Genomic DNA, 25,182 nt, shown 5'->3' with positions numbered 1-25,182 from the left:
TCCGAACATATTTTCGCCATTAACATATAACCTTAAACTAGTCCGCAGTCAAAAAGTTTTCAACTTAGTCATACCACGCATTAACCACTTGGGCGTAAGCAGCTAATTTAGCATCAGCCGTGGCCTGGGTATCGGCACAAACTCCCACATAATTTTTAATCTTGGGTTCTGTACCCGATGGCCGCACCGCAATCCAAGTTTCATCTGCTAAGATAAATTTCAAGACGTTAGACTGGGGCAGATTCAACGTTGCTTGAGTTCCATCGGCATTTATTTGTTGACCACTTTGAAAATCTTGGACACTAACAACAGCGGTCCCATTAATGGTTTGGGGCACCTGCTGACGAAATTGTTGCATCAAAGTCTGCATTTGCTGTACACCGTCGACACCAGCAAACGTCTTCGCAATCGTTTGTTCTTTAAAGTAACCGTATTGTTGGTAGATTTGTTGTAGGCCATCATACAAAGTCAAATTCTGACTCTTATAATACGCGGCCACTTCAGCTAATAATAAACTAGCTTGAATCGCATCTTTATCCCGGACAAATGGTTGAATCAAGTAACCATAACTTTCTTCAAACCCAAATAAAAATTGATGTTCCCCCGTTTGTTCAAATTGTTGAATTTGCTCCGCAATAAACTTAAAACCGGTCAAAACGTTAATCATTTGGACTTGATAATGATTGGCAATTTTCGTTGCTAATTCGGTAGAGACAATTGATTTAACCACTGCCGCATTCTTAGGTAATTGATGCAAGCGTTGCTTAGTCTTTAAAATATATTCCAACAAAACACAAGCAATTTGATTGCCCGTCATTAATTGGTAATTGCCATCTGGTTGCAAGACAGCTGCTCCTAGGCGGTCGGCATCGGGATCTGTTGCGATTAAAACATCAGCCGCACTCTTTTGACCATCGCGAATCGCTAGATTAAATGTTTCCGCGAATTCCGGATTTGGAAATTGAACCGTGGCAAATTCGGGATCTAAAATCGCCTGTTCACTCACTAACTGCATATTTTTCAGTCCAGCTTGTTCAAAAACGCGACCCGCCAACATTTTACCCGTTCCATGCAATGGCGTATAAACAAATTTCATTTGCGAATAATCAGCCAGTAACTGGCGGTCAATTGAAACTGCTTGAATAGCTTTGAGATAAGCTTGATCCACATCTTCGCCAATCATTGTTAATAAATGTTGCTGCCGTAATTCATGTAAGTCCGCCACAGCAATTTGAAATAAATCGGCTGCTTGGCGCACATATTTGGTAATCAAATCTGATTCTTTCGGTGGCATTTGCCCACCATCAGGACCATAAATTTTAAAGCCATTATAAGGGGCCGGATTATGGCTGGCCGTTATCATAATGCCTGCATAAGTTTGCAAATGCCGGACGGCAAATGACAATTCCGGTGTCGGTCGCAAACTGTCAAATAGGTAAACTGGGATTTGATGTTGACCTAAAACCCGCGCCGATTCTTGTGCAAACAAAAGAGAATTGTACCGAGAGTCAAAACTAATGACCACGCCTTTGTTTTTTTCTTGTGGTGTCAAAGTATCCATCAATTTGGCCAAACCTTCTGCTGCTTGGCGAACAGTATATAAATTCATCCGATGAATGCCTGGGCCCATTAACCCTCGCATGCCAGCCGTTCCAAATTCTAATGGTTCATAAAAAGCGGCTTCCAATTGTTTCGTATCTGTTGCTAATTTCGTTAATTGTTGTTGTAAAGTCGGATCCAAATGCGGATATTGTGCCCATACTTGATAATTATCTTGCCAACTCATGGTTCAGCCTCCACCTTGTTAGTTATTTAAAGCTTCCTGTTTCATTATACCGTTCTACTAAGAAAAGTGGTTACGACAACTTAATTATTCTGAATGAAAAAACGCGACCGTTCCAAATATTTAAGAAATCATTTAACTACTGGGAGTTTTGTTAAAAAAATGATGCTGAATTTTTATCTCGGTGCCCTTTACTTTTCGAGTGGCTAACTTAAGCAATTAATTCAACTCAATTTTTATTCGTCATTAAATTATTCGAACTTAAAAATTCAGTTAATATTTGAAAAGCCAATTTCTTATCTCCAACTTGGCAATGTCTAGCACCGCCACTAGCCTCCGTTAAAATTTTTACCGTCAGAGATCTGGCATTAACTAGACCTGCTGCTTCTTTTAAAGTAACAGCTGCAGGAACGTATAAATCTTTAGTCCCGCCTATTAATAATACATCTGCTATTACTTCATCTAATACTCCCTTCAAGGTATAATTTAAAGCCTCTTTTACAAAATCAACAGGCTGCTTAGTTAACGTAATATCCATGCCTTTTTGCATTTTAAAAGCTAAATCAACATTATTATTGGATAATTTAACCAAAAAGTCATTAAAACTAGTCGCAATTTTCGGATCATCTAAATGGTCTAAATATTGGCTAGCTTGGGGCAACTTCATTACCAATGCATCACTTAAATTCAACATTGCATCATAGGCAATCACGCGCCGAATTCGATGATCTTTAGCAGCGGCTCGCACGGATAAATATCCGCCCAAAGACATTCCCAATAAATCAGCTGAGTCTAATTGATAATAATCAAGCAAATACCCAACGGGTTCTTCCCACTTAGAAGTTAAAGCTAACCCTGAACGTAAAGCTCGTCCTTGACCAGGACCTTCAAACAAAACAAAATTATAATTTGGTAATTGATCATCTAAACCGTATTGAAAGACTAAACGAAGCATTTCTTCCAAATAAGAATCGAAACCACCATGAAATAGTAAAGTTCTTTGCGCATGCGGATGATTGATTCGAACTACTGGCAAAATACCTTTTTGATAAGGAACATCTTCAAAAATCAAGTTAGTGGTGTCAATACTGTGGTAAAAATTATCAACATATCCTCGATAAGTTGCTTGCTTGCGTTCATCTTGCTCAGTCAAAAAGAAATCTGCCAACTGGTAATAAGTCGAAGCTAAGCCATAATCTTTCATTTGCTGAGTTGCTGTGGCTTTTTGTGCCGTCTTCATTGCTAGCTGATTCCAAGTTTCATACCAATCTTGACGACTTTTAATCTGCAAAGCTGTTCGTGCAATAACCTTTTGTACTGCTACGTCCTTTTCATACGGTTCTAAAAAACGATTAATTTGAAAATTAAATTGCTCATTGTCCATATACTTTTGATACATTGTCGCCACTCCTTTCTAACACAAATGAATCGTATCAGTAATAGTTTTTAAATGCAAGTACTTGCTCTCAAAAAAGCTACAAATACTAATTGATACCAAAAAAGCCGCGTACAAAAGTTAAAAACTTTTCCACGCGACTTGCTCTTGTAATTCAAATAATTAACTAAACTAGCTATTTTTCATCAGCCAAAGTTTGTAAATAATTAAAGACATTTTGACCTGCTAAGCCACCATCACCAACTGCTGTGGTAATTTGCCGCAAAGTCTTTTTGCGCACATCACCCACCGCAAAAATTCCTGGGACTGGGGTTTGCATTTGATCATCCGTAATAATCCAACCAGCTTCATCAGTAATCTTTAAGTCACTGAATTGCTGTGTATTAGGTTGGATACCAACATAAATGAACACACCACTAGCTGGTAGCACTTGCTCGGCACCAGAGATTTTATCACGGTATTTCACACCAGTGACTTTTGCTTGGTCGCCCTGAATCTCCTCCACGTCGGCATTCCAAATAAACTTAATTTTGTCATTCGCAAAGGCCCGCTTTTGTAAAATTGGTTGGGCCCGTAGTTGGTCTCTCCGGTGTATGATGGTGACTGATTTAGCTAGTTGAGTTAGATAAATTCCCTCTTCAACAGCAGAATCACCACCACCAATGACCGCTAAATCTTCATTTTTAAAGAAAGCCCCATCACAGACAGCACAATAAGAGACACCTTTACCGGAATAATCTTCTTCGCCAGGAACCCCGATTTTTTTATACTCTGAGCCAGTAGCAATCACTAAAGCTCCCGTCTTAAAAGTTTCATCGCTGGTTTTAACGATTTTATAAGATTGATGATCCTCAACATCCGTCACCATTCCGTATTGATACTTGGCACCAAATTGAATAGTTGAATGATACATTTTTTCACTTAAATCCGGTCCCATAATGGAATCAAAGCCGGGATAATTTTCCACCTCGGCGGTATTGTTCATTTGCCCGCCGTAAATGCCCCGATCTAAAATTAAGACTTTCAAGTTAGCCCGTGAAGCATACAAAGCGGCCGTTAAGCCGGCAGGTCCCGCGCCAATTACAATTACATCATATTCTTGCATTTGAGCCACACTTTCTACTTTTTATCACATAATAATCATAAGAGTTAAATTGACCAAAAGCTAGTATTGTGCTTTCCACTAACGTTGATAGGGAAATTTTAAGCCACTTCCGGCCAAATAATCTGGTGGTTGCACTTTTTTACGCCGATAATATATTAGAACACCAGCGCCAATAAACAAAACTAACGACAAAACTTGAGAAACTCTTAAAATGTTCAATAAGTATAGACTATCAGTCCGCATTCCTTCGATAAAAAAGCGGCCAAAAGAATACCATAATACATAACTTAAAAAGACTTCACCTTGCTTAAACAAATGCGGTCGGTGACGCAAACTCAATAATAAAACCACACCGACCAAGTTCCACAATGATTCATATAAAAACGTTGGTTGGCGATAAGCCCCCGCAATATACATTTGGTGAATAATAAATGATGGCAGATGTAAAGCATGCAAAAAATGTGCTGAAGTCACTGCTCCATAAGCTTCTTGATTCATAAAATTGCCCCAGCGCCCAATCAGCTGTCCCACTAATAAACTCGGCGCAGCAATATCTAAGATTAGCCAAAACGGCAGTTGTCGAACATAAGTAAAGATAATTGCCACAATAAAAGCTGCAATCAAGCCACCATAAATGGCAATGCCGCCATGCCAAATCTTAATAATTTCACTCGGATATTTCGAATAAAAAGACCATTGAAACACCACGTAATAAATACGCGCACCAATGAGTGCAAACGGAATTCCCCAGAGCACTAGATCAATTAAGTCATCCTTCATAATTTGCCGTTTAGGAGCTTCGTTTAAAGCTAACAAAACTCCTAAAATCGCACCACAAGCAATAATGACCCCATACCAATGAATCTCAAAGGGGCCAAATTGCACAAAAATTGGATTTAAAGCTAAACTCATACTTACTCACTTTCTGAATGTTCTTTGATTAAATTATTTAATTGTTTTTCAAAACGGGCGGCAGCATCATATCCTAATTTTTTAGCTCGATAATTCATAGCAGCCACTTCAATAATATTAGAGATATTTCGCCCGACTTTGACCGGGATCACCATTGAAGGTACATCAACATCAAAAATCCGTTCCGTTTGATTGTCTGTCCCAATCCGATCATAATTCTGATCTTCTGACCAAGCACTTAGATTAACAATTAATTGCACTTCCATAGAGGTTCTGACCGCACTTGCACCAAACAAATTCATCACATCAATAATGCCAATTCCGCGTACTTCCATTAAATTTTTTAAAATTTGGGGAGCTTCACCAACTATCGTATGCTCATTTTGTTGGTAAACATCGACGCGATCGTCCGCTACTAGACGATGACCATTTTTAATTAATTCTAAGGCTGTTTCACTTTTGCCAATCCCGGAATCACCTTTAATCAAGATTCCTAAGCCATAAACATCAATCAAGACACCGTGAATACTTTTCCGGGGCGCCAAAACCTTTTCTAAATATTGCGTAATAATGTTGGAAACTCGAGTGGTCGTTAAGGGTGAAGTCAAAATAGGAATACGATGTTCTTTCGCGGCACGCTGCATCTCCGTTGACGGCTGAATGCCTCTAGAAAAAACAAACGCTGGTGTTTGATCAGTCGCCATTTCTCGTAAAATATGGTAACGATTCTTGGAGGTCATTGATTGCGCATAAGAGGTCTCCGTCTGACCAAATAATTGAACCCGTTCCGCAGGATAATAATCAAAATAACCAGTTAGTTCCAATCCTGGTCGAGAAATTTCACTTTCTGTAATATTGCGTTCACTTAAAAATTCTGCTCCACTGTAAACTTGAATATTCGTATGATCGATTAAATCTTGAACTGTTACCATCAATTAAATCCTCTCTCAACTTTATCTTTGAAAAACATGATAACCAACAAATGAATTTGCAAATGACATTAGAACAGCCGTCAACATTGCGGCTAAAAAATTATGAAATACAAAACCTGGAACTAAGGTGGCAATGATCTCTAAAGTTAAGGCATTAATGACAATCGAAAACAAGCCAAAGGTCAGTAGCGTAATTGGAAAAGAAATAATCTTCAGTAATGGCTTAATTGTTAAATTCAACAAAACTAGAACAAAACCAGCAATTAAAGCAGTAATCCAATCACTCAGATAAAACAGTGTTGGCAGGACTTTGGCAATGGCCATAAATAGCAAAGTATTAATCACGGTCTGATAAATTAATTTCAAAGCTCGGCTCTCCTTAACATTATTTTTTCATTATAGCATATCCCGCATACATCACCGTGGTTCTGTTTGAACAACGTTCGAATCATTTTTGCTCAAATTGAAAAGCAATCATTTTTTCAATGGCAATAATAAAAAAAAGCTGATCTCAACTTGTATCAACTGCGCCTAATAGACATCAGGCAATAGTATGAAACAAATCAAAATCAGCTAGTCAAAAACTATTTTTTAAAGTTCGGGAGAAATCATTACTTTCACTTGTGACTTATCAGTCATCAATGACTTAATACCTTCTTCAGCATCATCCAAACTAATCTTCTTAGTTACTAATTGTTTGAAGACGTCGCGGTGTTGGTTAATAATTCCAATGGAAGGTGGGAAAGCATTGGCATAACCCATAATCGTATGCACATCAGCACCCTTGTTCTGTAAAGTGGTAATGTCGAATTTATAATCGCCATTAAATAAAGCCACAATCTCTAAAACACCAGCTGGAGCAACTAATTGCACCGCCTGGTCTAAAGTTGGTTGCGCACCAGCACATTCGAAGACTACGTCCACTCCTTGTGGTAATTCTTCATAAACATGTTTAACTAAGTCCACTTCGCCAGAGTTAATAACGTCACTAAAGCCTAATTCTTTAGCTTTAGCCAAACGTTCAGGTGATAAATCAGCAATATAAACTTTAGTTGCACCAGCATATTTAGCTACCAAAGCTGTTAACAAGCCAATTGGGCCTGCACCAATAACAGCAACTGTTTGGCCAGCAATCAAACCACTATCACGCACTGCTTCATAAGTGACAGCTGTCGGTTCTACTAAGGCACCTAATTCATAGTCCATGCCTTCAGGCAACTTGAACGTATAAATATCTTTCACATTCACATATTCAGCCATGGCACCATCATCGGAAAAACCAATAAATTGCAAACTGCCATCGGGACCCACACCACGTGTGCAGTAGTTGTACAAGCCTTTACGACAAAATTCGCATTTGCCACAGGCAATAATAGGTTCAACACAAACATGATCACCAACTTGAACATTCGTTACGTCGGAGCCGACTTTCACAACCTCACCAGAGAATTCATGTCCTTCAGTAATTGGTACAGTTTTACCGGTTAACGGATGCTTCTTATATGGGATACCAGTGCCTTCTTGGTACATATGAATATCACTGCCACAAATACCAATATCTTTCACCTTGATTTGAACTTGGTCAGATTTTGGCTCATCTAATTCAACATCTTCGATTCGTAAATCTTGTTTACCATAGATTCTTGCTGCTTTCATGATTTTGCCTCCCAATTATTCAATAACTAAATGTCAGATATCGCTGCATAATTTATTTATTTGCTTTTTAATGCAACCGTATTCAACATGTAAATAATATCACTTTGCTCAAAATAATTCTAGATGAAATAAGTTAATTCTTTAACAAAATTTATCTTTCTGCTCAAAAACAAAAACAGGTTAGAACAAAGTCTGTAAAAACATCACCAGCTAGTCTAAAACTTTCTAATGACATTTTTTAACTATTGTTCTAACCCGCCTACAGCAACTTTTGGTTAACCTAAATCGCAGATTTTTCCTTCTTGAAGATAGACGACCCACTCACATAAATTAGTGACATAATCGCCAATGCGTTTCAAATGGGTCGCCACTAATAAATAAGAAGTTCCATCATCAATACTTTGCGCATTAGCTTTCATTTCTGCCACACAAAGATGATCAATTTCATGAGCCAGTTGATTAATTTGTTCGTCTTGCTGAGCAACAACTATCGCCTTTTGCGCATCATTGGTTAAATACGCATCTAATGCCTGATTAAACATAACTTCAACTTGTTGGGCTAGTTGTTCTAACTGTAGTTTCACTTGGCCAACCGCATTTTTATTTTTAAGTTTCAAGGTCGTGCGAGCAATGCGAACCGCATGATCTCCCATCCGCTCTAAATCCGAACTAGCCTTTAAAATGGTTACAATCATCCGCAAATCAGACGTCACAGGTTGCTGCAATGCAATCATTTCAAATGACTTTTGTTCTAAGTTGACTTCACGATTATTAATATATTGATCATTATCAATTACTGCTTGTGCCATGGTTAAATCATTCTGCATAAAAGCGGTCATCGCTTTTTTGAGAGCTTCATTCACCATCATTGCCATCTCCGCAAAGCGAACATGTAAATTGTTTAATTCTGTTGTAAAATCACTCCGCATAAAAACCTCTTTCTAGCCAAACCGTCCACTAATATAGTCTTCGGTTGTTTGCTGTTGTGGATTCAAAAATATTTTTTTAGTTTGATCCATTTCAATTAACTCACCTTGATAAAAAAACGCCGTTTGATCAGAAATTCGGGACGCTTGATGCATACTGTGGGTCACAATTACCATGGTGTAATTCTGGCGTAGTTCCAATAACATATTCTCAATCTTAGTGGCTGAAATGGGATCTAAAGCACTAGTTGGTTCATCTAATAAGATGACTTCGGGCTTAACTGCTAGAACCCGTGCAATACAAACTCGCTGTTGTTGACCACCTGATAAGGCCAGGGCACTTTGATGTAGTTTGTCTTTGACATCGTCCCAAACAGCCGCTGCTTTTAAACTAGTCTCGACAGCTTCATCTAAAACTTGACGCTCACGAATCCCCGCCAATTTTAATCCGTAAATCACATTATCATAAATCGAAAATGGAAACGGGTTGGGTTGCTGGAAGACCATGCCAACTTGTTTTCGCAGTTGAACAGTATTCATAGTAGGCGCATAAATATCTTGTCCTTTTAATTCGATTTGTCCCTGAATATTAACATTTGCAATTAGGTCATTCATCCGATTTAAACAGCGTAAAAAAGTTGACTTACCACACCCGGAAGGACCAATCATGGCAGTAATTTCGTGCTGTTTAATGGCTAAATTAATTCCTTTCAACGCTTCATTCGTACCATAAAACACATGTACATTTTGCGCCGTTAAAATATCTGCTGTCATATACTCCTCCTTTAACCAAAATGCCCCGATACATAGTCTTCAGTTAATTGCACTTTCGGCCGCGTAAAAATTTTACGCGTTTGGTCAAACTCAACCATCTTTCCCAACTGAAAAAAGGCTGTATAATCACTCACTCGCGCCGCTTGTTGCATGTTATGAGTCACAATGATAATGGTATATTTTTGCTTTAGTTGCTGCATCGTATTCTCCAATTTTGCCGTAGAAATCGGATCCAAGGCACTAGCTGGTTCATCCATCAACAAAATATCTGGCTGCAAAGCTAAGGCTCGAGCGATACACAAGCGTTGTTGTTGCCCACCGGACAATGATAAAGCACTCTGATGCAGATTATCTTTGACTTGTTCCCATAAAGACGCTTGCTTTAATGAAGTTTCTACAATTTCAGACAACTTTTGTGGATCAGTCACCCCCCGCCGTTTTAAAGCAAAAGTAATATTATCTTGAATTGATTTCGCAAACGGGTTCGGACGCTGAAAAACCATGCCGATTTGTTCACGAACCGTGTAAACATCGACTTTAGGAGCATTAATATCAACTCCGCGATACATAATTTTCCCCTGAACTTGCGCACTAAAAACCGTATCATTCATCCGATTGAGCGCGCGTAAAAACGTCGATTTTCCCGAACCAGAAGCCCCAATTAACGATGTGATTTTATAACGTTCAAATTGTAAAGACACTTCGTGTAAAGCTTCTTTCGCACCGTAACTGACGCACAAATTCTTAGTCGCTAACGCTACTTCTGCCTGGTCAGCTAAGGCAGCCGTGTAAGTTAATAATTCTGCCATCACCTTATTCTCCTGTTAAATGCTGGTATAGTTTTTTACTTAAATAACGCGCCAAGAGATTAAAACTTAAAACTACTAATACTAAAATTAACGATGCCCCCGAAGAAACTGCCTGTGCATCAGGAATTAAGCCTTCGGAATTCACTTTCCAAATGTGAACGGCTAAAGTTTCCGCGGGCCGCAACGGATTAAGTGGTGACGTTAAACTCAAGATATTCCAATTACTAAAGTTTAATGGTGGCGCACTTTGACCCGCAGTATAAATCAAAGCCGCTGCTTCGCCAAAAACTCGTCCCGCTGCTAAAATTAAGCCAGTTACAATCGTGGGCAAACACTCCGGAATAACAACATGCAGCACTGTCTCCCAGCGCGACAAGCCCAACGCTAAGCCGGCTTCACGTTGGCTTAGACTAACTGTTTGCAAAGCGTCTTCCATATTCCGAATTAATAAGGGCAAATTAAACACCATTAACGTTAAGGCACCAGATAAAATTGAGAATTGTAAATGTAAATTGATTACAAAAACTAAAAAGCCAAATAGACCGACCACAATTGATGGTAAAGAACTAAGCACTTCAATTGCTGAACGGATCAAATTCGTTAAACGGAGATTTTGCGCATATTCAGACAAATAGATAGCCACTCCTAGAGCGAAGGGCAGCGAAATCCCCATTGATAAGACCAATAAATATAGTGAATTAAATAATTGCACCCCAATTCCCCCACCAGCTTGAAAACTTTTAGCTGGACTAGTTAAAAAGTGCCAATTAATTACACTAATTCCCTTGATAAAAATATATAGTAATAACGCCAACAAAATTAAAATGATCAGCCCCGACAGGCAATAAATTATCACTGTCATAATTTTATTAACTTTTTGTGGATTCATTTCAACGCACCTCGTTTGCTCAAATATTTGACAAGCATATTGAACAACAAAGACATCAATAACAATAACAAGGCTAAGGACCACAAAGCATTGTTAGCCGTTGTTTTCATAATTGTATTCCCCATATTCATCGTTAAGACACTCGTTAACGTCGTAGCAGGCGCTACCAAACTAGTAGGCATTAAAATAGCATTCCCAATCACCATTTGTACAGCTAAGGCTTCACCGAAAGCCCGTGACATCCCAAAAATAATGGCCGTCATAATGTTCGGTGCTGCTGCTCTTAACACTACTTTGGCAATGGTTTGCCACTGGGTCGCTCCTAAGGCCAGTGACGCTTCGCGGTAATAACGCGGTACTGCAGTTAAAGCGTCAACCGTCATTGAGGTAATTGTTGGTAAAATCATGACAAATAACACAATGGCTCCTGCCAAGATCCCAAAGCCACTACCACCAGCAACTTTTTGTACCATGGGTACGACGATTTCTAAACCAATAAAGCCATAGACAACCGACGGAATCCCCACTAATAGTTCAATCACTGGCTGCAAAATTTGCTTACCTTTATGCGGTGCAATTTCAGTCATAAAAATGGCCGCTGCAATGGCAAACGGCGTAGCCACCAAAACTGCCAGTAAGGTCACCGCAAAAGAACCGACAATCATCGGTAATGCCCCAATCAACGGTTCATGATGTCCATTAGTTTGTTCGGGACTCCAAGTTTTCCCTGTTAAAAAATCCACCAAGCTACCATGATCCTGAAAAAAAACTGCTACCCCTTTGGTGGCAATAAAACCTAAAATGACCAAAACCAATAAGACGACCAAAACAGTTAAACATTGTGTTATTAACTTGCCCCGTTGTTCTAATTTGGCAGATACGGAAGGTCGATTTAGCTTTTTCGTAATGGAATCTGACATTTTACTTTCCCCTAACTTTCGTGACTTTGCCGTGAGCATCTTGTTGATATTGCATGGACTGGATTGGAATATAGTGCATTTGCTTAACTTCACGCTCTTGAAAAGCAGTACTTAATAGATAATCAATAAATTTTCTAGTTAATACATTAGGATTTTTAGTGGTATACATATGCTCATACGACCAAATTTTCCAACGATTAGTTTGCACGTTTTTGGCGGAGACCGCGATATTGTCAATTTTCAAAGTTCGTAAATCATGCGTCAAATACGGTAAAGCTACATAGCTAATCGCTCCCGGCGTATTTTTCACAATTTGACGGACCATCCCGCTAGAATCTTGTTCGGGCGCTTTGACGCTAGTTAGTCCTTGCATAACCTGTTGTTCAAAAACCATGCGAGTGCCACTTCCTGGTGCCCGATTAACGATTGAAATTTTCAAATTAGGGCCACCCAAAGTTTGCCAATTGGTAATTTTACCTGCAAAAATCTCTTGTAGTTGCTGCAAAGTAACATTTTTGATCGTTACCTGAGAATTAACGACGGGCACGACCGCTACCACGCAAATACGATGATCAATTAACTTGTGAGCCTTAATCCCGGTCTTTTGTTCTGCAAAAACATCTGAATTGCCAATCGCCACTGCTCGTTGTTGAATCTGCGATAATCCGGTGCCACTACCACCGCCTTGAACTGTAATAAAAGAATTAGGATGAGACCGATTATATTGATCACCAGCTGCTTCCACTAAGGGTTGTAACGCTGACGAACCCACTGCTGTAATGCTCTGTTCCTGATGGCTACGCCGACAGCCAGTTAATAGCAGACCAGCCATGATCAATAGCAATCCCCAATTTAATTTTTTCATTGGTTCAACCTCCGGGAGCAGTATAGCAAACCAATGTAAAACTTTATTATTAATTGTGTAAATTATATGTAAATTTCTGAAAAATTAAGGCTGCTTGTAGTTAAATTAATTATTGATTAAACTAAAACCAATTTCAGTCAATTTATCACTAAGACAATATTGAGACCTAAGTCCAAGGTTGTGAGAGGTTTTTACATGAATTTAGACAAATTGCAATATTTTATTGATCTAGTAAATACTGGCAGTTTTACGAAAACTGGACAAAAAAATCATATTGCACAAACAAGTGTTAGTCAGCAAATTCGTTCATTGGAAAATCATTTCAATGTTCAATTAATTGATCGCAGTGTACAACCAATTGTTCCTACGGCTGCAGGACAGTTGTTCTACTCGAAAGCTGTCTTAATTTGTCAACAGTATCAAAAATTAGAGCAGGACATGGCCGATTTTTGTACTGACAAGCAACGTATTCGCCTAGAATATACTTCACTTATTGATTTAAATTTTTTAATCAAAATCACGCAAACTTTAAAGCAGCAATCACACTTAATTTTGGAATTAGAAAAAGAGCAACTTAAAGACGTGGCTCATAACTTAAATAATGGTCAATACGATTTAGCCATCAGTTTTGATTCAGAATTTCACAATGAGACCTCATTGCAAACCATTACCTTATATCAAGGAAAATACTGTGCACTTATTGATAGCGATCATCCTCTATATCACTGCCAAGCAATCACTTTGAAACAGTTATATCACTATCCACTCGTCATGCTTGCTCCACAGACAATTGGTAAATCTTATCAACTAATGTTAAAGCATGCCCAGCAAGATGGCTTTACACCTCAAATAAAAGCAACAGTACAGGATTTAGAAACAGAACTTTTTTTGATTCAAACACAACATTTGATCGGCTTTTTTCCGGACAACTACCCGCTGCCCAACCAAACTTCCAACTTAAAATTATTGCCTATTAACCAAACCCATCATCATTTTAAAATCGTCTTAGCTTATCGGAAAGATTTTGATCATGCTAAATTAGCACAAATTATTCACCAAGCTCATTCAATCTCAGCAGAGGTTTAACCTCTAACCTAGTTATTTTTTATATTGGCAATTGCTCAAATAATCACATATGATTAAGCTAATTAAAAGTTGAAAGCAAGTATAGTGACGCCACTTGATATTTAATCAGGTTAGTTAATAAGCTTGTTTCCGCTTTATCTAGAAAGGAAAAATTCATGAAAAAGTTAATCTTAACAGGTGTCGATGGTAATTTAGGTAGTCAAGCTGCGCAAGAACTAATTCAATTAGCCAATAAACAGCAACTCATCTTTTGTGGTTATGATCCTAACGTGCTCGCCAACTATGCACAGCAAGGAATTGATGTTCGCCAAACTGATTTTAATTCTAAGGCTGGTTTAGTGGAAAAGTTTACTGGCGGTGACGTCCTTGCTTTGATTTCCATGCCTTTTGTGGGTGCTAAACGCCAGCAAGCTCATAAAAATGTCATTGATGCTGCTCAACAAGCCGGTGTAACTAAAATTGTCTATACTTCACTAGTCAATGCCGGCGACCCTAGTAATCCTAGTATCGAAAAAATTGACCATGCTTATACCGAAGACTATTTAAAAAAGAGTGGACTTGATTATCTGTTCTTACGTAATTCACAATATGCTGAAGCTATGATCACCAACTACTTTACCTTTGTTAAACAAGGACAAGATTTAGCCAATAGCCAAGGGGACGGTCAAATGGCCTATATTTCACGTAAAGACTGTGCCAAAGCCGTTGCGTATGCCTTATTAGCTGATAATTTGCACCACCAAATTTTAAACATCAATGGTAAAGATTTACTAACCATCAGCGATTTTATCAATATTGCTAATGACGTCACAGGCAATTCTATTCAATATCATGCCATTAGTGATGAAGAAAATTACCAAATCTTTGATGCCATGGGTGTCCCTCGAACCACTGATGGCCAATTTAAAAAAGATTCTGAAGCACCCTTCTCATCTGATGGCATGGTCACTTTTGCCAAGGCCATTCGTGAAGGTAAAATGAATACCTATACCGATGATTTTTACAAATTAACAGGTAGTCAACCGATATCTGTGCGTTACATGTTTGAACACCAAGCAGAATTTCAAATTGGTGAACGCCATTCAAAAGACGATTAGTATTTGAAACTTAAAAATGAGACTAGAACAACTTAATTGGATGAATAAATTATCCAAACAGTCAACAATTCAATTCTAGCCTTATTTATTTGGAACATATTCTAAATAAATCTTGGGAAGACACTTCAAATAATTCTCAAAAAAATTGGTACCAATATAAATGCGGAACAAAATTTATATCGGTACCAATTTTATTAATTAAGCTCAAAATTAATCCATTCAATAACTAAATCAAAATATTTCTGACCTCTTGCTTTGTTTGAGCATTGACTAGGCTCTCCACACAATGCTGATTTTTCACAACATCAATTAATTCAGTTAGCGCTTTTTCATGTTCATGATTTGTCCCTGGTGATAAAACAAATAAGCAATTAATAGCAACTGTTTGTTGTTGGGCACAAATCTTTATTGGTTGATCTAGTACCACCAATGCCAAACCGACTGTTTGACTATGAGAACTGGGGGCTGCATGGGCTAAAAAAACATGATCTGCAATCAACATATACGGTCCGTATTTATTGATCAAATTGGTAATATCAGAAAAATAAAAACTATTGATAATTTGATCGCGCTCTAATAACTGGCAGCCTAATTGTAATACCGCTTGCCACTGCATATTGCACGAATGATGCAACAACTTAATATGTTGCACAGGTAAAAGACTAGCTAAAGAAGGCAAAGTATCCGTCAAGGCTAAATCATTAGTTGGTAAAATAAACTTATCTAGACTTGAACGTAAACCCATCTCATCTTTTACATCCGCGTATTCCTTAATAATAGTCAGCAGTTGATTCACAGCATTACTATTGTGCTCAATTTTTTGTGGCACTTGTGTGCGTAAATAATTTTCAATTTGACCATAATCATGCTCTGTTAAGATTGCTTTAACAGTTAAAACGGGGACTGGGTAAGAACTTTGCCCTAATGGGGCCGCACTAATAATTAACTTAGCCTGATAATTAGCCTGAAAAATATTGTTTAGATCTGCTATTTTGAGTGGTGGCGAAAATTTAATCAGCGGATAAGCTTGCATTAATTCATGATAAAGCATTACAGAAGTCCCAATACCGCTGGAACACACAACTAACACCTCAGCCAAGGCGGCCAGTTGATATTTATCCGTTTTGTTTACCGACCAGTCTTGGTAAACGACATCACTTTGAGGTCCAAAATATAAACAAATCAATGCTATTTCATTAACAGGCAGTTCCTGTTTTAAATATTGTTCTAACGGGGCACAGGCAATTGTAGTTAATTTGAGTAACTGCGGATAATTTCTTTTGATATCTGCAATTTCATCCGAAACAAATGGAATCCTAAACATTACTCGAAAATAAGTCGCATACAAGTGGTTACACAATACTTCGACAAAATGTCGATCAGAAATCGGATTTCCGGTTAATTGTTTATACCGAAAAATTATTTCCCGGGCAATTTGTGTTAATTTATCATATAATCTGGGGCTAACACACCAAACCGCGGTTGCTTGTGCGCACAGCATGATTTTGCTTAAAAAGACTACTTCATTATTAGTTACAGTTTCTTGGCAGATAGTTTCCAATAGTTTCTGACAAGCCGGCAAAATCCCGGTTGTATTTTTAGATAACCACGCTTGTCCGGGCTCAGTGGCTAACTTTTTTCCTTGTTGATAACGCCATTTAGTAAACATTAATAAATAAATTAATTGTTGCAACGCATTTTCCGAAAAACTAATTTTTAAAGCTGTCTGACAAATAGTTAATTGTTTCTCAAATTGTGAAAATGGGTAGTTTAATTGCTGAATACACTGAAAAAGTGTGGCATCGTTATTTTGTAGTAATTCATAAACAACTAAGCGCACTGCTCGTTCATTACCATGAATTTGGTGACCTTGATGGGTACTGACAATTTCTAATTTTGGAAAGCGCGTTCTCAAGACTTTAAAGTCGTTAATGATCGTATTGCGCGAACAAGCAAAGCGCTGTGTTAACTGATTAATAGACACTCCTTTAGAATTATCCAACAATGTCCAAATAATTAATGTCTGGCGTTGTTTGGAACTAAAGTGAATCCCCCGCTCATCCAACTTAACACTGGATTTCTGCTTTAAAACTTGCTTGGTATGATCAGTTAATCGGTATCCATAGCGAGGAACATTAACAATTTCTTCAAGGTGTTGGCTTTGCAATTGCTGATTCAAGATTGCCAACCAATTAAAGGCTGTTCTGCGCGAGACATTAAACATTGTCATAATTTCTGTTAAGCTAACGTAGCCTGAAGATACCAGCAAATAATTCAATAATTTATGATAACCTGTCGCTGTGGCTGCAACCTCTCCAGTAATCACATCCATCATCCTTTAAAAGTTTTACTTCGATTGTTATTTTCCTAAATCTAATTTAGCAATAATATCATCAATGACGCTATCCACACCGATATTGGTTAATAATGGCAAACCGTTAATTACTGGAATTTTAACAGCATCATTATCATATTGCGTGGTCGTAATTGCTAAATCATAGTCGCTAGCCATGGACTCTACTTGGGCCACAGAAGCTTGACCTAAAGTATAATCATCCTTGGAAATACCACGATTAGCCAATTCTTCTTCTAACTTATTCATGGCTGCCGTACTTGTAACCACGCCAGCGCCGCAAGCTACTAAAATTTTCTTCATAATAAAGACACTCCTTCAACTAAATTATTTGGTAGGTGTTTCTGTTTGATCAAGTGCTTTTTCTTCAGCAATGATTTTCGAACGATTCCACCAACATAAACCAACAATAAGGACAATTCCGATGACATAAGCAATGAACTTGAAGGGTGCAATTTGAACAAATAACCACGGAAATGGATTGGAACCATAATCAATACTGGAGATTAATGACGAACCCTTGGGAATAGCAAAGTGCGCCGCCCGAGCACATTTCGTAATCAATGGTGCTAAATTCGTCCCAATCCATAAACCAATCACCACGTTAATTGCGCCGATAATAAAGGACCGGAAAAAATCCCCGTGTGTAATCGAAACAATTAACGGGAACATAAAGACAAAACCAACTAAGCCAATGGTTGGCAAGAACTGATTGCCTGGTAAGATAAAAGCAAACAACAATGCTACTGGAATCATTAAAGTCGCGCAGGCCAAAACAACCGGACTACCAATGCCCACTGCCGTGTCCATTCCAATATAGATTTTGCGTTTACCGGAAAATTTTTTCTGCGTAAAAGACTGAATCGCATTAGAAACAGGCACGACGCCTTGTAATAATAGCGCTGCCATTTTTGGCGTAATGATCATGACGGCGGAAAGAGTAACCCCCATTAACATAATTTTGCCTAACTTAGTAGCAAGCGTCATGCCCGGAATAAAACCATAAGCCAAAATACCAATCACCAGTCCAATAATAAAGCCCAATAAGGTTGGTTCACCCCAAGAGCCAAACTTTTTGTTAAAGTCTTTGGCATCTAGATGGATCTTATTAATTCCCGGAATTTTATCTAAAATCCAATTAAAAACGATGGCGATTGGAACAAAGGAACCGGCATAACCATGTGGAATAGAAATTCCCGGTAACCCTAAATATTTTTCAGATAACGGAGCGGTACGATCAGCAATGACCATAATGACAATCATATTGACGCTCGCCAAGAACAAACTCAAAACAATATCTTTAGTTAAAGCGTAAACCAAAGAACCACTAAAAGCAAAATGCCAAAAATCCCAAATATCGACATCAATAGTTGAAGTGGTTTTCGTAACTAGCATTATCAAATTGATCGCAATTCCGAGAGGAATCATACTGACTCCGACTGCTGTTCCGTAAGCAATCGCTGAAGCAGACGGCCACCCAACATCAATGACTTGTAAATTTAAATGCATCACGGCAATCATATGTTTAATGGCGGGATTCATGACACTGGTCAAAATCGAAACCGTGGCATTTAAGCCGATAAAACCAATACCGACCATTAAGCCACCACGTAAAGCTTTAGTAAAAGGTACCCGCACGCACAAACCAAAAATCAACATAATAATGGGAATCAAAACCGTTGGCCCCAGTCCAACAATATACATAATGAAATTAATTATCGGTTTCATACCTATCTCCTCAATTATTAACTAAAAATTTGCCACAAGCTGTTGAAACAAAAGTTGCTGGTCTTGAATTTGAACTAGTTGTTCTAATAAAACTTGATTTTGAAACAAAGTCATCAGCTTTTGTAACATCTGTACCTGACTATGCGGGTTTTTCAAGGCCAGCATCACCACAACTTGCACATCCAGCAGTTGTTCAGTAACGGCCATATTATGAAACTTGACAGGCCGCCTTAAGGTCGCAAAAGCTAACGCCGGTTGCTTGACGTATTCAACGTCTGTATGTGGGATAGCAACCGCAATTTTACCGCTAGGTAACCCCGTCGGTTGCTTAAGCTCTCGGTCTTGAACTGCCTGAGAAAAATTTGGTTGTACTTTGCCAAACATTTGCAGCTGTTGTGCCAAATATTGAATGATTTCAGATGAAGTTTTTGCTTCAACTTGCGCAAATACTAACTGAGAACTCAAAAGATTCAACTTTTACTTCCCCCCTTTCTCTTTGGCTGCTATTTCTGTTCACGTTTTATTTAACCATTCATAAAAGCGCTTTAATAGTGCAAATCATCCGAAATCTTGGTGCAAGTACTGCACCATCACACAAAAAAACATTATTAAATTACAAATTATTGTAATCCAATAATGCTTCATTGATTTTTTAGTTAAGCGATTAACTAAAATGCTTAATTAATAGCAATTTTGACACACAATTTATGATTATGTCCTACTTTGTTAGCAACCATCCCATGAGCAGCATGCAAATCCGACGGATAAAAGATTGCATAATGTCGTTCAGTCAATAAAGCTTTACCATGCGTCTTAGGATGTCTAAAAAATTGAATCTCTTCTTTAGGATCATAAGGACTGACTGGTTTAGCAGTTCCCGCATCACTAAAACGCACCCATTCAGCACCCGTAATCATGTAGTGAATATCAATATGTTCCCGATGGGTTTCGTAGTTCATCGTCTGATAGTCTCGGGTGTCATATTCTTGAAATCGTAATTCGACGCCCGGTGCAATTTGCTTTTTACCCAACGGTTCAGCTAACAATTCCTTGGTTGAACGCGCATCTAGCCAATCTAAAGCTGTTTGAATCCGTTTTTGAACGGTCGTATTAAATTGATGTTGTTTACTTGCTCCAAATTCCATAATTATTCTCTCCTCTATTCTTTTATTCTTTTTCTTCGCGTACAAATAAAAGTGCTACTACCGCAACTAACGGAAACGCGGCAATGATTAAATACGAAGTCACATAACTACCTGTAACCGCCAAGATTTGGCCTAAGATCACGGGCGCAATAAAAGAACCAACTTGATTAAAGACGTTGATGAAGCCTGAAACCGTCCCACGTTGATCGGCGGGGGCCACTTCCACGGACAGATTATTGGTGATCGTGCTAAACATAAACGCTCCGACGCCCATTGCACCCGTCCAAAAGTACAACAAGGCTAAGTTGCCGTGTGGCGTTAAAGCAAAACCAATAATCGTGGGTGTGAAAATTGCCATAAAAATTGCTGCCCAAAGATGGCGCGATAGTTTAGAATGATCAGAAATCCACCCCGCTACGACCATTGAAATCACCGAAGTAATCCCAAAGATGGACATGGCAGTACCGGCTTTCACCAAACTAAACTTTAAACTTTTCACAATAAATAAATTAGCCCAATTAGTCACGCCCCACTTGGCGCCTGTAGCAAATAAGCCGGTCAACGCTAATAACCAAACGCTGCGATTATTAATGGCGTGTTTCAAACGCATCAGAGCTGATTCTTCTTTCACTTGACCAGTTTTAGTTTTCACCTTAAATTGTTGCGGAAATGGTGGTGTTCCTTTTAAAGTAAAATAGGAAAAAATTAATGCTGCTAACGGAAACAAGGCTGTGACTGCTAGAGCTGCCCGCCAACCATAATGAACTAAAACAGTGGGCGCATATAGATTGATGACGGTTAAACCAAACGAGGTGCAAGTATTGAAAATTCCAGTGGCCGTGGCACGTTTCTTACCATCAAACCACTCTGTAATAATACCTAAACACGCTGATAAATCAGGACCACTAACTAAACCTAAGACAAAACGTAAAATCAGCCCGTCCCAATAACCGCGCATAAAGACCATGGCAAACATCACTACCAAATTTCCTGCCACCGCAGTCAATAACAATTTACGATAACCAAATTTATCAGCTAGCATCCCTCCCGGCAAAACCGTAATTGCATAGCCAATATAAAAGGCCGTAACGTATGAATTACCTTGTTGCACTGTGAAATGTAACGAATCAATCACCGCCGGCATAATTGTTGACCATGATAGCCGCGTAATAAAACTAATTAAAAAAGCGAACCAGATACCTGCTAGAATTAAAATCTGCTTGGCATTCCATTTACCAGTTGCAGACTCAGCCATTTTTATTCCTCCTCACTGCCAAGTTTTAAAACAATTTTGCGTACGTGTGTTGGTTCATGAACTAAACCGTTGGTGCGGTGTGGTTCATGCATCCCAATTAAAACTAAATCACCAGCATGTAAAATTATTTTTTGATAATTTGTCGGTGGCTGAACATATTGCAAATCCCGTTGTGCATTATAAGCACCTAATAACCGCACATTGGTATCCGTCGCAATGTCAATCTCTTCAGTACCTTCGACTAAATAATGCAGATCCAAGCGCTGCTGATGAATTTCAAAATCAAAATCAGTAATTTTTTGAGTCGTATATTCCAATGTTTGACAATAAAAGCTCTCCCCTTGTTGGTGGCTTTTTCCTAACGGCGTCTTTGTCAAATCTGTTGCTTGTAAAAACTGAATGGCCCTAGCTAATTTTTGATAGTCGCAGGCTTGATAATCGCTGAGTTTTGTTAATAACACGGCAACACTTACCTCCTTTTAATCAAGCTAAAGTTAAGCGTTTAACTTATTTAATGTAAAGCAAATTAAGCTACCGGTTTGTCTTAATTATTTTTAGTTAATCGTTTAATATTAATTAAATTCACTTTTTTGTGTAGTAAGTTAATAAATAGCAACTAATAAATAATTATTAATTATTCTTTTTTTACTAAAACGGTTAACTAACTTTACACAGAAATTGTAATCGCTTTGGTTTTAAAAAGCAATACTTTATTGTGAAAAAATTATCAATTATTCAGATTCTGCAGAGCACTGCTAATTTCATTTGAAATTAATTACACAAAGTGCTATTTATAATTTAAGGAGGATTTAAGATGAAGAAAAGAACAATTTATATGTTACTTAGTGCTACCGTATTAAGTATTGGCGGCAGCCAATTGCATAAACAACCACTAACAGCCGCCAAACTGACTACAACTGCTAAAACGACGACCCTATATGCTACTAACGGTCACAAGGTACCGGGAAAGTTGTTAGCTTCAGGTAGTCAATGGCAAATCATAACAACCAAGAACATTCACGGACAGCAATTAGCCAAAATTGCTGCCAATTTATGGACGACTAATCCTAATCCTGAACAACCTCAAGCAGCAACTGCACAAAATGAACAAACGTCAACTGCCAAAACGCAATCTCAATCAACTACGGGTGACAGTGAATTTAAAAAAGTCGATTTTCCAGCAAGTATGCAGGGAACTTGGTACGGTTATGATGAAGATTCTGATGCTGTTAAATCCATTACTTTTACAGGCAATAAGATTAGTGTCGATGGTCAGGATAGTTATGCTTACGATGGCAGCGTGCGCCCCGCTGACGACCAAGCAATTTTAAATACGGGCACAAGTTCTTTAAATGCGGATCAACAAAATCGCATGCAAAATTGGGTTGCTTTATCTACTATTGATCCACAAACCGCGAATTTTGATACTGCACCACTTTCGCCAATTGTTGACTTACGTGGCTGGTACCAAAGTGCTGGTGATGGAACATATTACTACATGATGAATGAAAACATTGATGGCCAGCAAACGCCCGTCTTATTTGCAGCTAGTGGTGCAGGAATGTGGACGGATATGCATTATTATCGTTCTAACCAATTAGCCCAACAACAGCAAGATGAAAGTTTTGCGGATGATCGGGGAAGAGAATAAAAAAGATTTTAAAATGAATTAATTAATCGTCATTATTATATACATCAGTTATAACTGCATCAAATAACTCGGTTAAAGTTGAAAAAGTTGGGGCTGATTCATCATTATCTTGATCTTGGTAATTCAAAATTCCTTCATATATACTGATTAAGCTTTCAATAGATATCATATTTTTACCAAGTTCATAATTACTAATTGTTTTTGAAGACAAGTTAACCACTTCTGAAAATTGTTCAATGCTCATATTCCCCATACTTTTTCTTATTTTTCTCAAATTATCTCCTACACAGCGTAGTTTATAATCATACAAATTATTTCTAATTGTCAAAATAAGCACCATGGTTCCTTTAATATATTCGTCAATTTTTATACTATTAAAACGTAGTCAAAAAGAAAAGGAGAAAATAAAATGAATGACGAACAAGTATTTAATATTCCATATGTAAAAGGTGTCAGAATGGATAGTCCTTACAAAAATGATAATCGAGTCATTTATCATTTCTTTGTTAACGTTAATGACTTGCCTGAAGGTATTCCAACAGAAGTTAATCCTCGAGATGTCAATACTCATAAAAAGGTTTACAAAATAATAGTAAATGCCTTATCTGAAAATAGCAACTCATTTTTTGTTAATAATCGTGGCTTACTAATTGCAGCAAAAGAAGTGACCTGGGACAAATTAAATAAAATATTAAGGCTCAATATTGGTAATGGATCTGAGCATGACAACACACTGTATGGAGTATTAGATGGTGGTCACACATATAATGCCATTACTAGTCATAGAGATGAAATGAATAATGACGACGTTGAATATGTTCACCTAGAAATTATGACTAATGTTACAAATATTGATGAACTAGCATCTGCCAGAAATACCAGTGTTCAAGTTTCAGATAAGGCAATAGCAGAATTAGCAGACAAATTCGAATTTATCAAAGATGCTATAAAAAATGAACCTTACGCACAATTAGTCGCTTATAGAGAAAACGAGGAAAACCCGATAGACTCAATTGATTTTGTCCGTTTATTATATGTATTCAATATTTTCAAATATAATAGTAGTACAACAACTCAGCCAATTGCTGCATATAGTGGTAAATCAGCAGTATTAAAAGACTATTTAAACGAATATCCTAACAAAGACAATCCTTATAAAAAATTAGCGCCATTATTACCAGAAATAACCAAACTTTACGACAAAATCGAAGAAGAAATGCCTAAAGCATATCTTCAAGTCACAAAGAATGGTGCTTTTGGTCGAATTAAAGGTGTTGATCTTAATAAGAAGAATATTGGCAGTAAATTTTATAATGAAAAAATAGACTATACAATCTCTCAAGGATTAATCTTCCCTATCTTAGCCGCATTTAGAGCTTTAGTAACAACAGATGAAAATGGCAAACCACAGTGGAGTCTAGACCCAATTGATGTTTGGGAAAAGACCAAATCAAAGCTAGTAAATAACACTATAGAAATGATGCGTTCACTAGGCAATAACCCACAAAGTTCCGGAAAAAGTTCATCCTTGTGGTCACAAAATTTTGATGCAGTTAACACAGCAAGGCTTGAAATTTCTTTAAATAATTTAAAGAAATAATTTAAAATTTTATAACATGGTGTTAATTTGCAAATTTAAAACCAATATTTATTTTCACACGTAATACTATTAAAAAATGAGGTTCTATAATATTGAGTGCTGATGAGTAATTCATCAGCACCTTTTTTTACATAGATCAATTTATCTTGAAGCACAAAAAGAACATTGCCTTCCTATATTATAATTTAGTTGTCAAAAACTATTGAAAGAAGGAAAAACAATGCCTTAGATAATTAATCACAAATTTAATTCTTGAATTAAAGATCAAAATATTAATTTTAAATATATCTATCATCAATT

At 37.7% G+C, this 25,182-nt stretch carries 25 protein-coding genes; 4 read left to right on the top strand and 21 right to left on the bottom strand.

What is annotated here, in order from left to right:
* Positions 1-64: 64 nt before the first annotated feature.
* The 13 genes from AC3B6D_RS06505 to AC3B6D_RS06445 all read right to left on the bottom strand — a co-directional run bounded on the left by AC3B6D_RS06505 (position 65) and on the right by AC3B6D_RS06445 (position 12,967).
* Positions 65-1,786, bottom strand: a complete 1,722-nt coding sequence (locus tag AC3B6D_RS06505; RefSeq protein ID WP_489758268.1) for a phospho-sugar mutase — start codon at positions 1,784-1,786, stop codon at positions 65-67.
* Positions 1,787-2,012: 226 nt separating this feature from the next.
* Positions 2,013-3,182, bottom strand: a complete 1,170-nt coding sequence (locus tag AC3B6D_RS06500) for an alpha/beta fold hydrolase (protein WP_489758267.1) — start codon at positions 3,180-3,182, stop codon at positions 2,013-2,015.
* A 172-nt stretch (positions 3,183-3,354) separates the two neighbouring features.
* Complete coding sequence (gene trxB / locus AC3B6D_RS06495) at positions 3,355-4,293, bottom strand: thioredoxin-disulfide reductase (RefSeq protein ID WP_489758266.1); 939 nt, start codon at positions 4,291-4,293, stop codon at positions 3,355-3,357.
* 69 nt (positions 4,294-4,362) lie between these two features.
* Complete coding sequence (gene lgt / locus AC3B6D_RS06490; protein WP_489775225.1) at positions 4,363-5,196, bottom strand: prolipoprotein diacylglyceryl transferase; 834 nt, start codon at positions 5,194-5,196, stop codon at positions 4,363-4,365.
* A 2-nt stretch (positions 5,197-5,198) separates the two neighbouring features.
* Entirely contained in the window at positions 5,199-6,128 is a 930-nt protein-coding gene (hprK, locus tag AC3B6D_RS06485; RefSeq protein ID WP_489758264.1) for an HPr(Ser) kinase/phosphatase, read from the bottom strand.
* Between the two features lie 21 nt (positions 6,129-6,149).
* Positions 6,150-6,494 (bottom strand): phage holin family protein, encoded by a 345-nt coding sequence (locus AC3B6D_RS06480; RefSeq protein WP_489758263.1) that lies wholly within the window; start codon positions 6,492-6,494, stop codon positions 6,150-6,152.
* 225 nt (positions 6,495-6,719) lie between these two features.
* Positions 6,720-7,784: a 2,3-butanediol dehydrogenase gene (locus AC3B6D_RS06475; RefSeq protein ID WP_489758262.1), complete on the bottom strand. Its 1,065-nt coding sequence runs from the start codon at positions 7,782-7,784 to the stop codon at positions 6,720-6,722.
* Positions 7,785-8,059: 275 nt separating this feature from the next.
* The gene (phoU, locus tag AC3B6D_RS06470) at positions 8,060-8,713 is read right to left on the bottom strand and encodes a phosphate signaling complex protein PhoU (protein ID WP_489758261.1); all 654 of its coding nucleotides are present in this window, start codon (positions 8,711-8,713) and stop codon (positions 8,060-8,062) included.
* Positions 8,714-8,725: 12 nt separating this feature from the next.
* Positions 8,726-9,484: a phosphate ABC transporter ATP-binding protein PstB gene (gene pstB, locus AC3B6D_RS06465; protein ID WP_489758260.1), complete on the bottom strand. Its 759-nt coding sequence runs from the start codon at positions 9,482-9,484 to the stop codon at positions 8,726-8,728.
* 11 nt (positions 9,485-9,495) lie between these two features.
* Positions 9,496-10,293 (bottom strand): phosphate ABC transporter ATP-binding protein PstB, encoded by a 798-nt coding sequence (pstB, locus tag AC3B6D_RS06460; protein ID WP_489775224.1) that lies wholly within the window; start codon positions 10,291-10,293, stop codon positions 9,496-9,498.
* A 4-nt stretch (positions 10,294-10,297) separates the two neighbouring features.
* Positions 10,298-11,182: a phosphate ABC transporter permease PstA gene (gene pstA / locus AC3B6D_RS06455; protein ID WP_489775223.1), complete on the bottom strand. Its 885-nt coding sequence runs from the start codon at positions 11,180-11,182 to the stop codon at positions 10,298-10,300.
* On the bottom strand, positions 11,179-12,102 hold the full coding sequence (gene pstC, locus AC3B6D_RS06450) for a phosphate ABC transporter permease subunit PstC (RefSeq protein ID WP_489775222.1): 924 nt from the start codon (positions 12,100-12,102) through the stop codon (positions 11,179-11,181). Before pstC ends, pstA begins: the two co-directional genes overlap by 4 nt.
* Before the next feature lies 1 nt (position 12,103).
* Positions 12,104-12,967 carry a phosphate ABC transporter substrate-binding protein PstS family protein gene (locus tag AC3B6D_RS06445; protein ID WP_489775221.1) on the bottom strand — a complete coding sequence of 288 codons (864 nt, stop codon included), beginning with the start codon at positions 12,965-12,967 and terminating at the stop codon, positions 12,104-12,106.
* A gap of 195 nt (positions 12,968-13,162) precedes the next feature.
* Here AC3B6D_RS06445 and AC3B6D_RS06440 point away from each other — a divergent pair, with 195 nt between their 5' ends.
* Entirely contained in the window at positions 13,163-14,053 is an 891-nt protein-coding gene (locus tag AC3B6D_RS06440) for a LysR family transcriptional regulator (RefSeq protein WP_489775220.1), read from the top strand.
* A 155-nt stretch (positions 14,054-14,208) separates the two neighbouring features.
* Positions 14,209-15,150 (top strand): NAD(P)H-binding protein, encoded by a 942-nt coding sequence (locus AC3B6D_RS06435; protein ID WP_489775219.1) that lies wholly within the window; start codon positions 14,209-14,211, stop codon positions 15,148-15,150.
* A gap of 226 nt (positions 15,151-15,376) precedes the next feature.
* Here AC3B6D_RS06435 and AC3B6D_RS06430 read toward each other — a convergent pair whose 3' ends face one another.
* The 7 genes from AC3B6D_RS06430 to AC3B6D_RS06400 all read right to left on the bottom strand — a co-directional run bounded on the left by AC3B6D_RS06430 (position 15,377) and on the right by AC3B6D_RS06400 (position 22,092).
* Entirely contained in the window at positions 15,377-17,476 is a 2,100-nt protein-coding gene (locus AC3B6D_RS06430) for a BglG family transcription antiterminator (RefSeq protein ID WP_489775218.1), read from the bottom strand.
* 33 nt (positions 17,477-17,509) lie between these two features.
* On the bottom strand, positions 17,510-17,806 hold the full coding sequence (locus tag AC3B6D_RS06425; protein ID WP_489758252.1) for a PTS sugar transporter subunit IIB: 297 nt from the start codon (positions 17,804-17,806) through the stop codon (positions 17,510-17,512).
* A gap of 24 nt (positions 17,807-17,830) precedes the next feature.
* Positions 17,831-19,231 carry a PTS galactitol transporter subunit IIC gene (locus tag AC3B6D_RS06420; protein WP_489758251.1) on the bottom strand — a complete coding sequence of 467 codons (1,401 nt, stop codon included), beginning with the start codon at positions 19,229-19,231 and terminating at the stop codon, positions 17,831-17,833.
* A gap of 21 nt (positions 19,232-19,252) precedes the next feature.
* Complete coding sequence (locus AC3B6D_RS06415) at positions 19,253-19,705, bottom strand: PTS sugar transporter subunit IIA (RefSeq protein ID WP_489775217.1); 453 nt, start codon at positions 19,703-19,705, stop codon at positions 19,253-19,255.
* 203 nt (positions 19,706-19,908) lie between these two features.
* A complete protein-coding gene (locus tag AC3B6D_RS06410; protein ID WP_489769609.1) occupies positions 19,909-20,376 on the bottom strand; it encodes a YhcH/YjgK/YiaL family protein in 468 nt (155 codons plus the stop codon).
* Between the two features lie 22 nt (positions 20,377-20,398).
* Positions 20,399-21,631, bottom strand: coding sequence for an MFS transporter (locus tag AC3B6D_RS06405; RefSeq protein WP_489758248.1), 1,233 nt, complete (start codon positions 21,629-21,631; stop codon positions 20,399-20,401).
* Positions 21,632-21,633: 2 nt separating this feature from the next.
* Entirely contained in the window at positions 21,634-22,092 is a 459-nt protein-coding gene (locus tag AC3B6D_RS06400; protein WP_489769607.1) for a NanQ anomerase/TabA/YiaL family protein, read from the bottom strand.
* 353 nt (positions 22,093-22,445) lie between these two features.
* Between AC3B6D_RS06400 and AC3B6D_RS06395 the strand changes: the two genes are divergently transcribed.
* On the top strand, positions 22,446-23,282 hold the full coding sequence (locus AC3B6D_RS06395; protein ID WP_489775216.1) for a hypothetical protein: 837 nt from the start codon (positions 22,446-22,448) through the stop codon (positions 23,280-23,282).
* Between the two features lie 22 nt (positions 23,283-23,304).
* On the opposite strand, the gene AC3B6D_RS06390 is transcribed toward AC3B6D_RS06395, so the two are convergent.
* Positions 23,305-23,556: a helix-turn-helix domain-containing protein gene (locus tag AC3B6D_RS06390; protein ID WP_489775215.1), complete on the bottom strand. Its 252-nt coding sequence runs from the start codon at positions 23,554-23,556 to the stop codon at positions 23,305-23,307.
* A gap of 135 nt (positions 23,557-23,691) precedes the next feature.
* Between AC3B6D_RS06390 and AC3B6D_RS06385 the strand changes: the two genes are divergently transcribed.
* Positions 23,692-24,882, top strand: a complete 1,191-nt coding sequence (locus AC3B6D_RS06385; protein ID WP_489775214.1) for an AIPR family protein — start codon at positions 23,692-23,694, stop codon at positions 24,880-24,882.
* Positions 24,883-25,182: the final 300 nt, after the last annotated feature.

It is taken from the genome of Bombilactobacillus sp. ESL1097, assembly GCF_058107205.1.
This window is presented reverse-complemented; position numbering and strand designations above follow the sequence as displayed.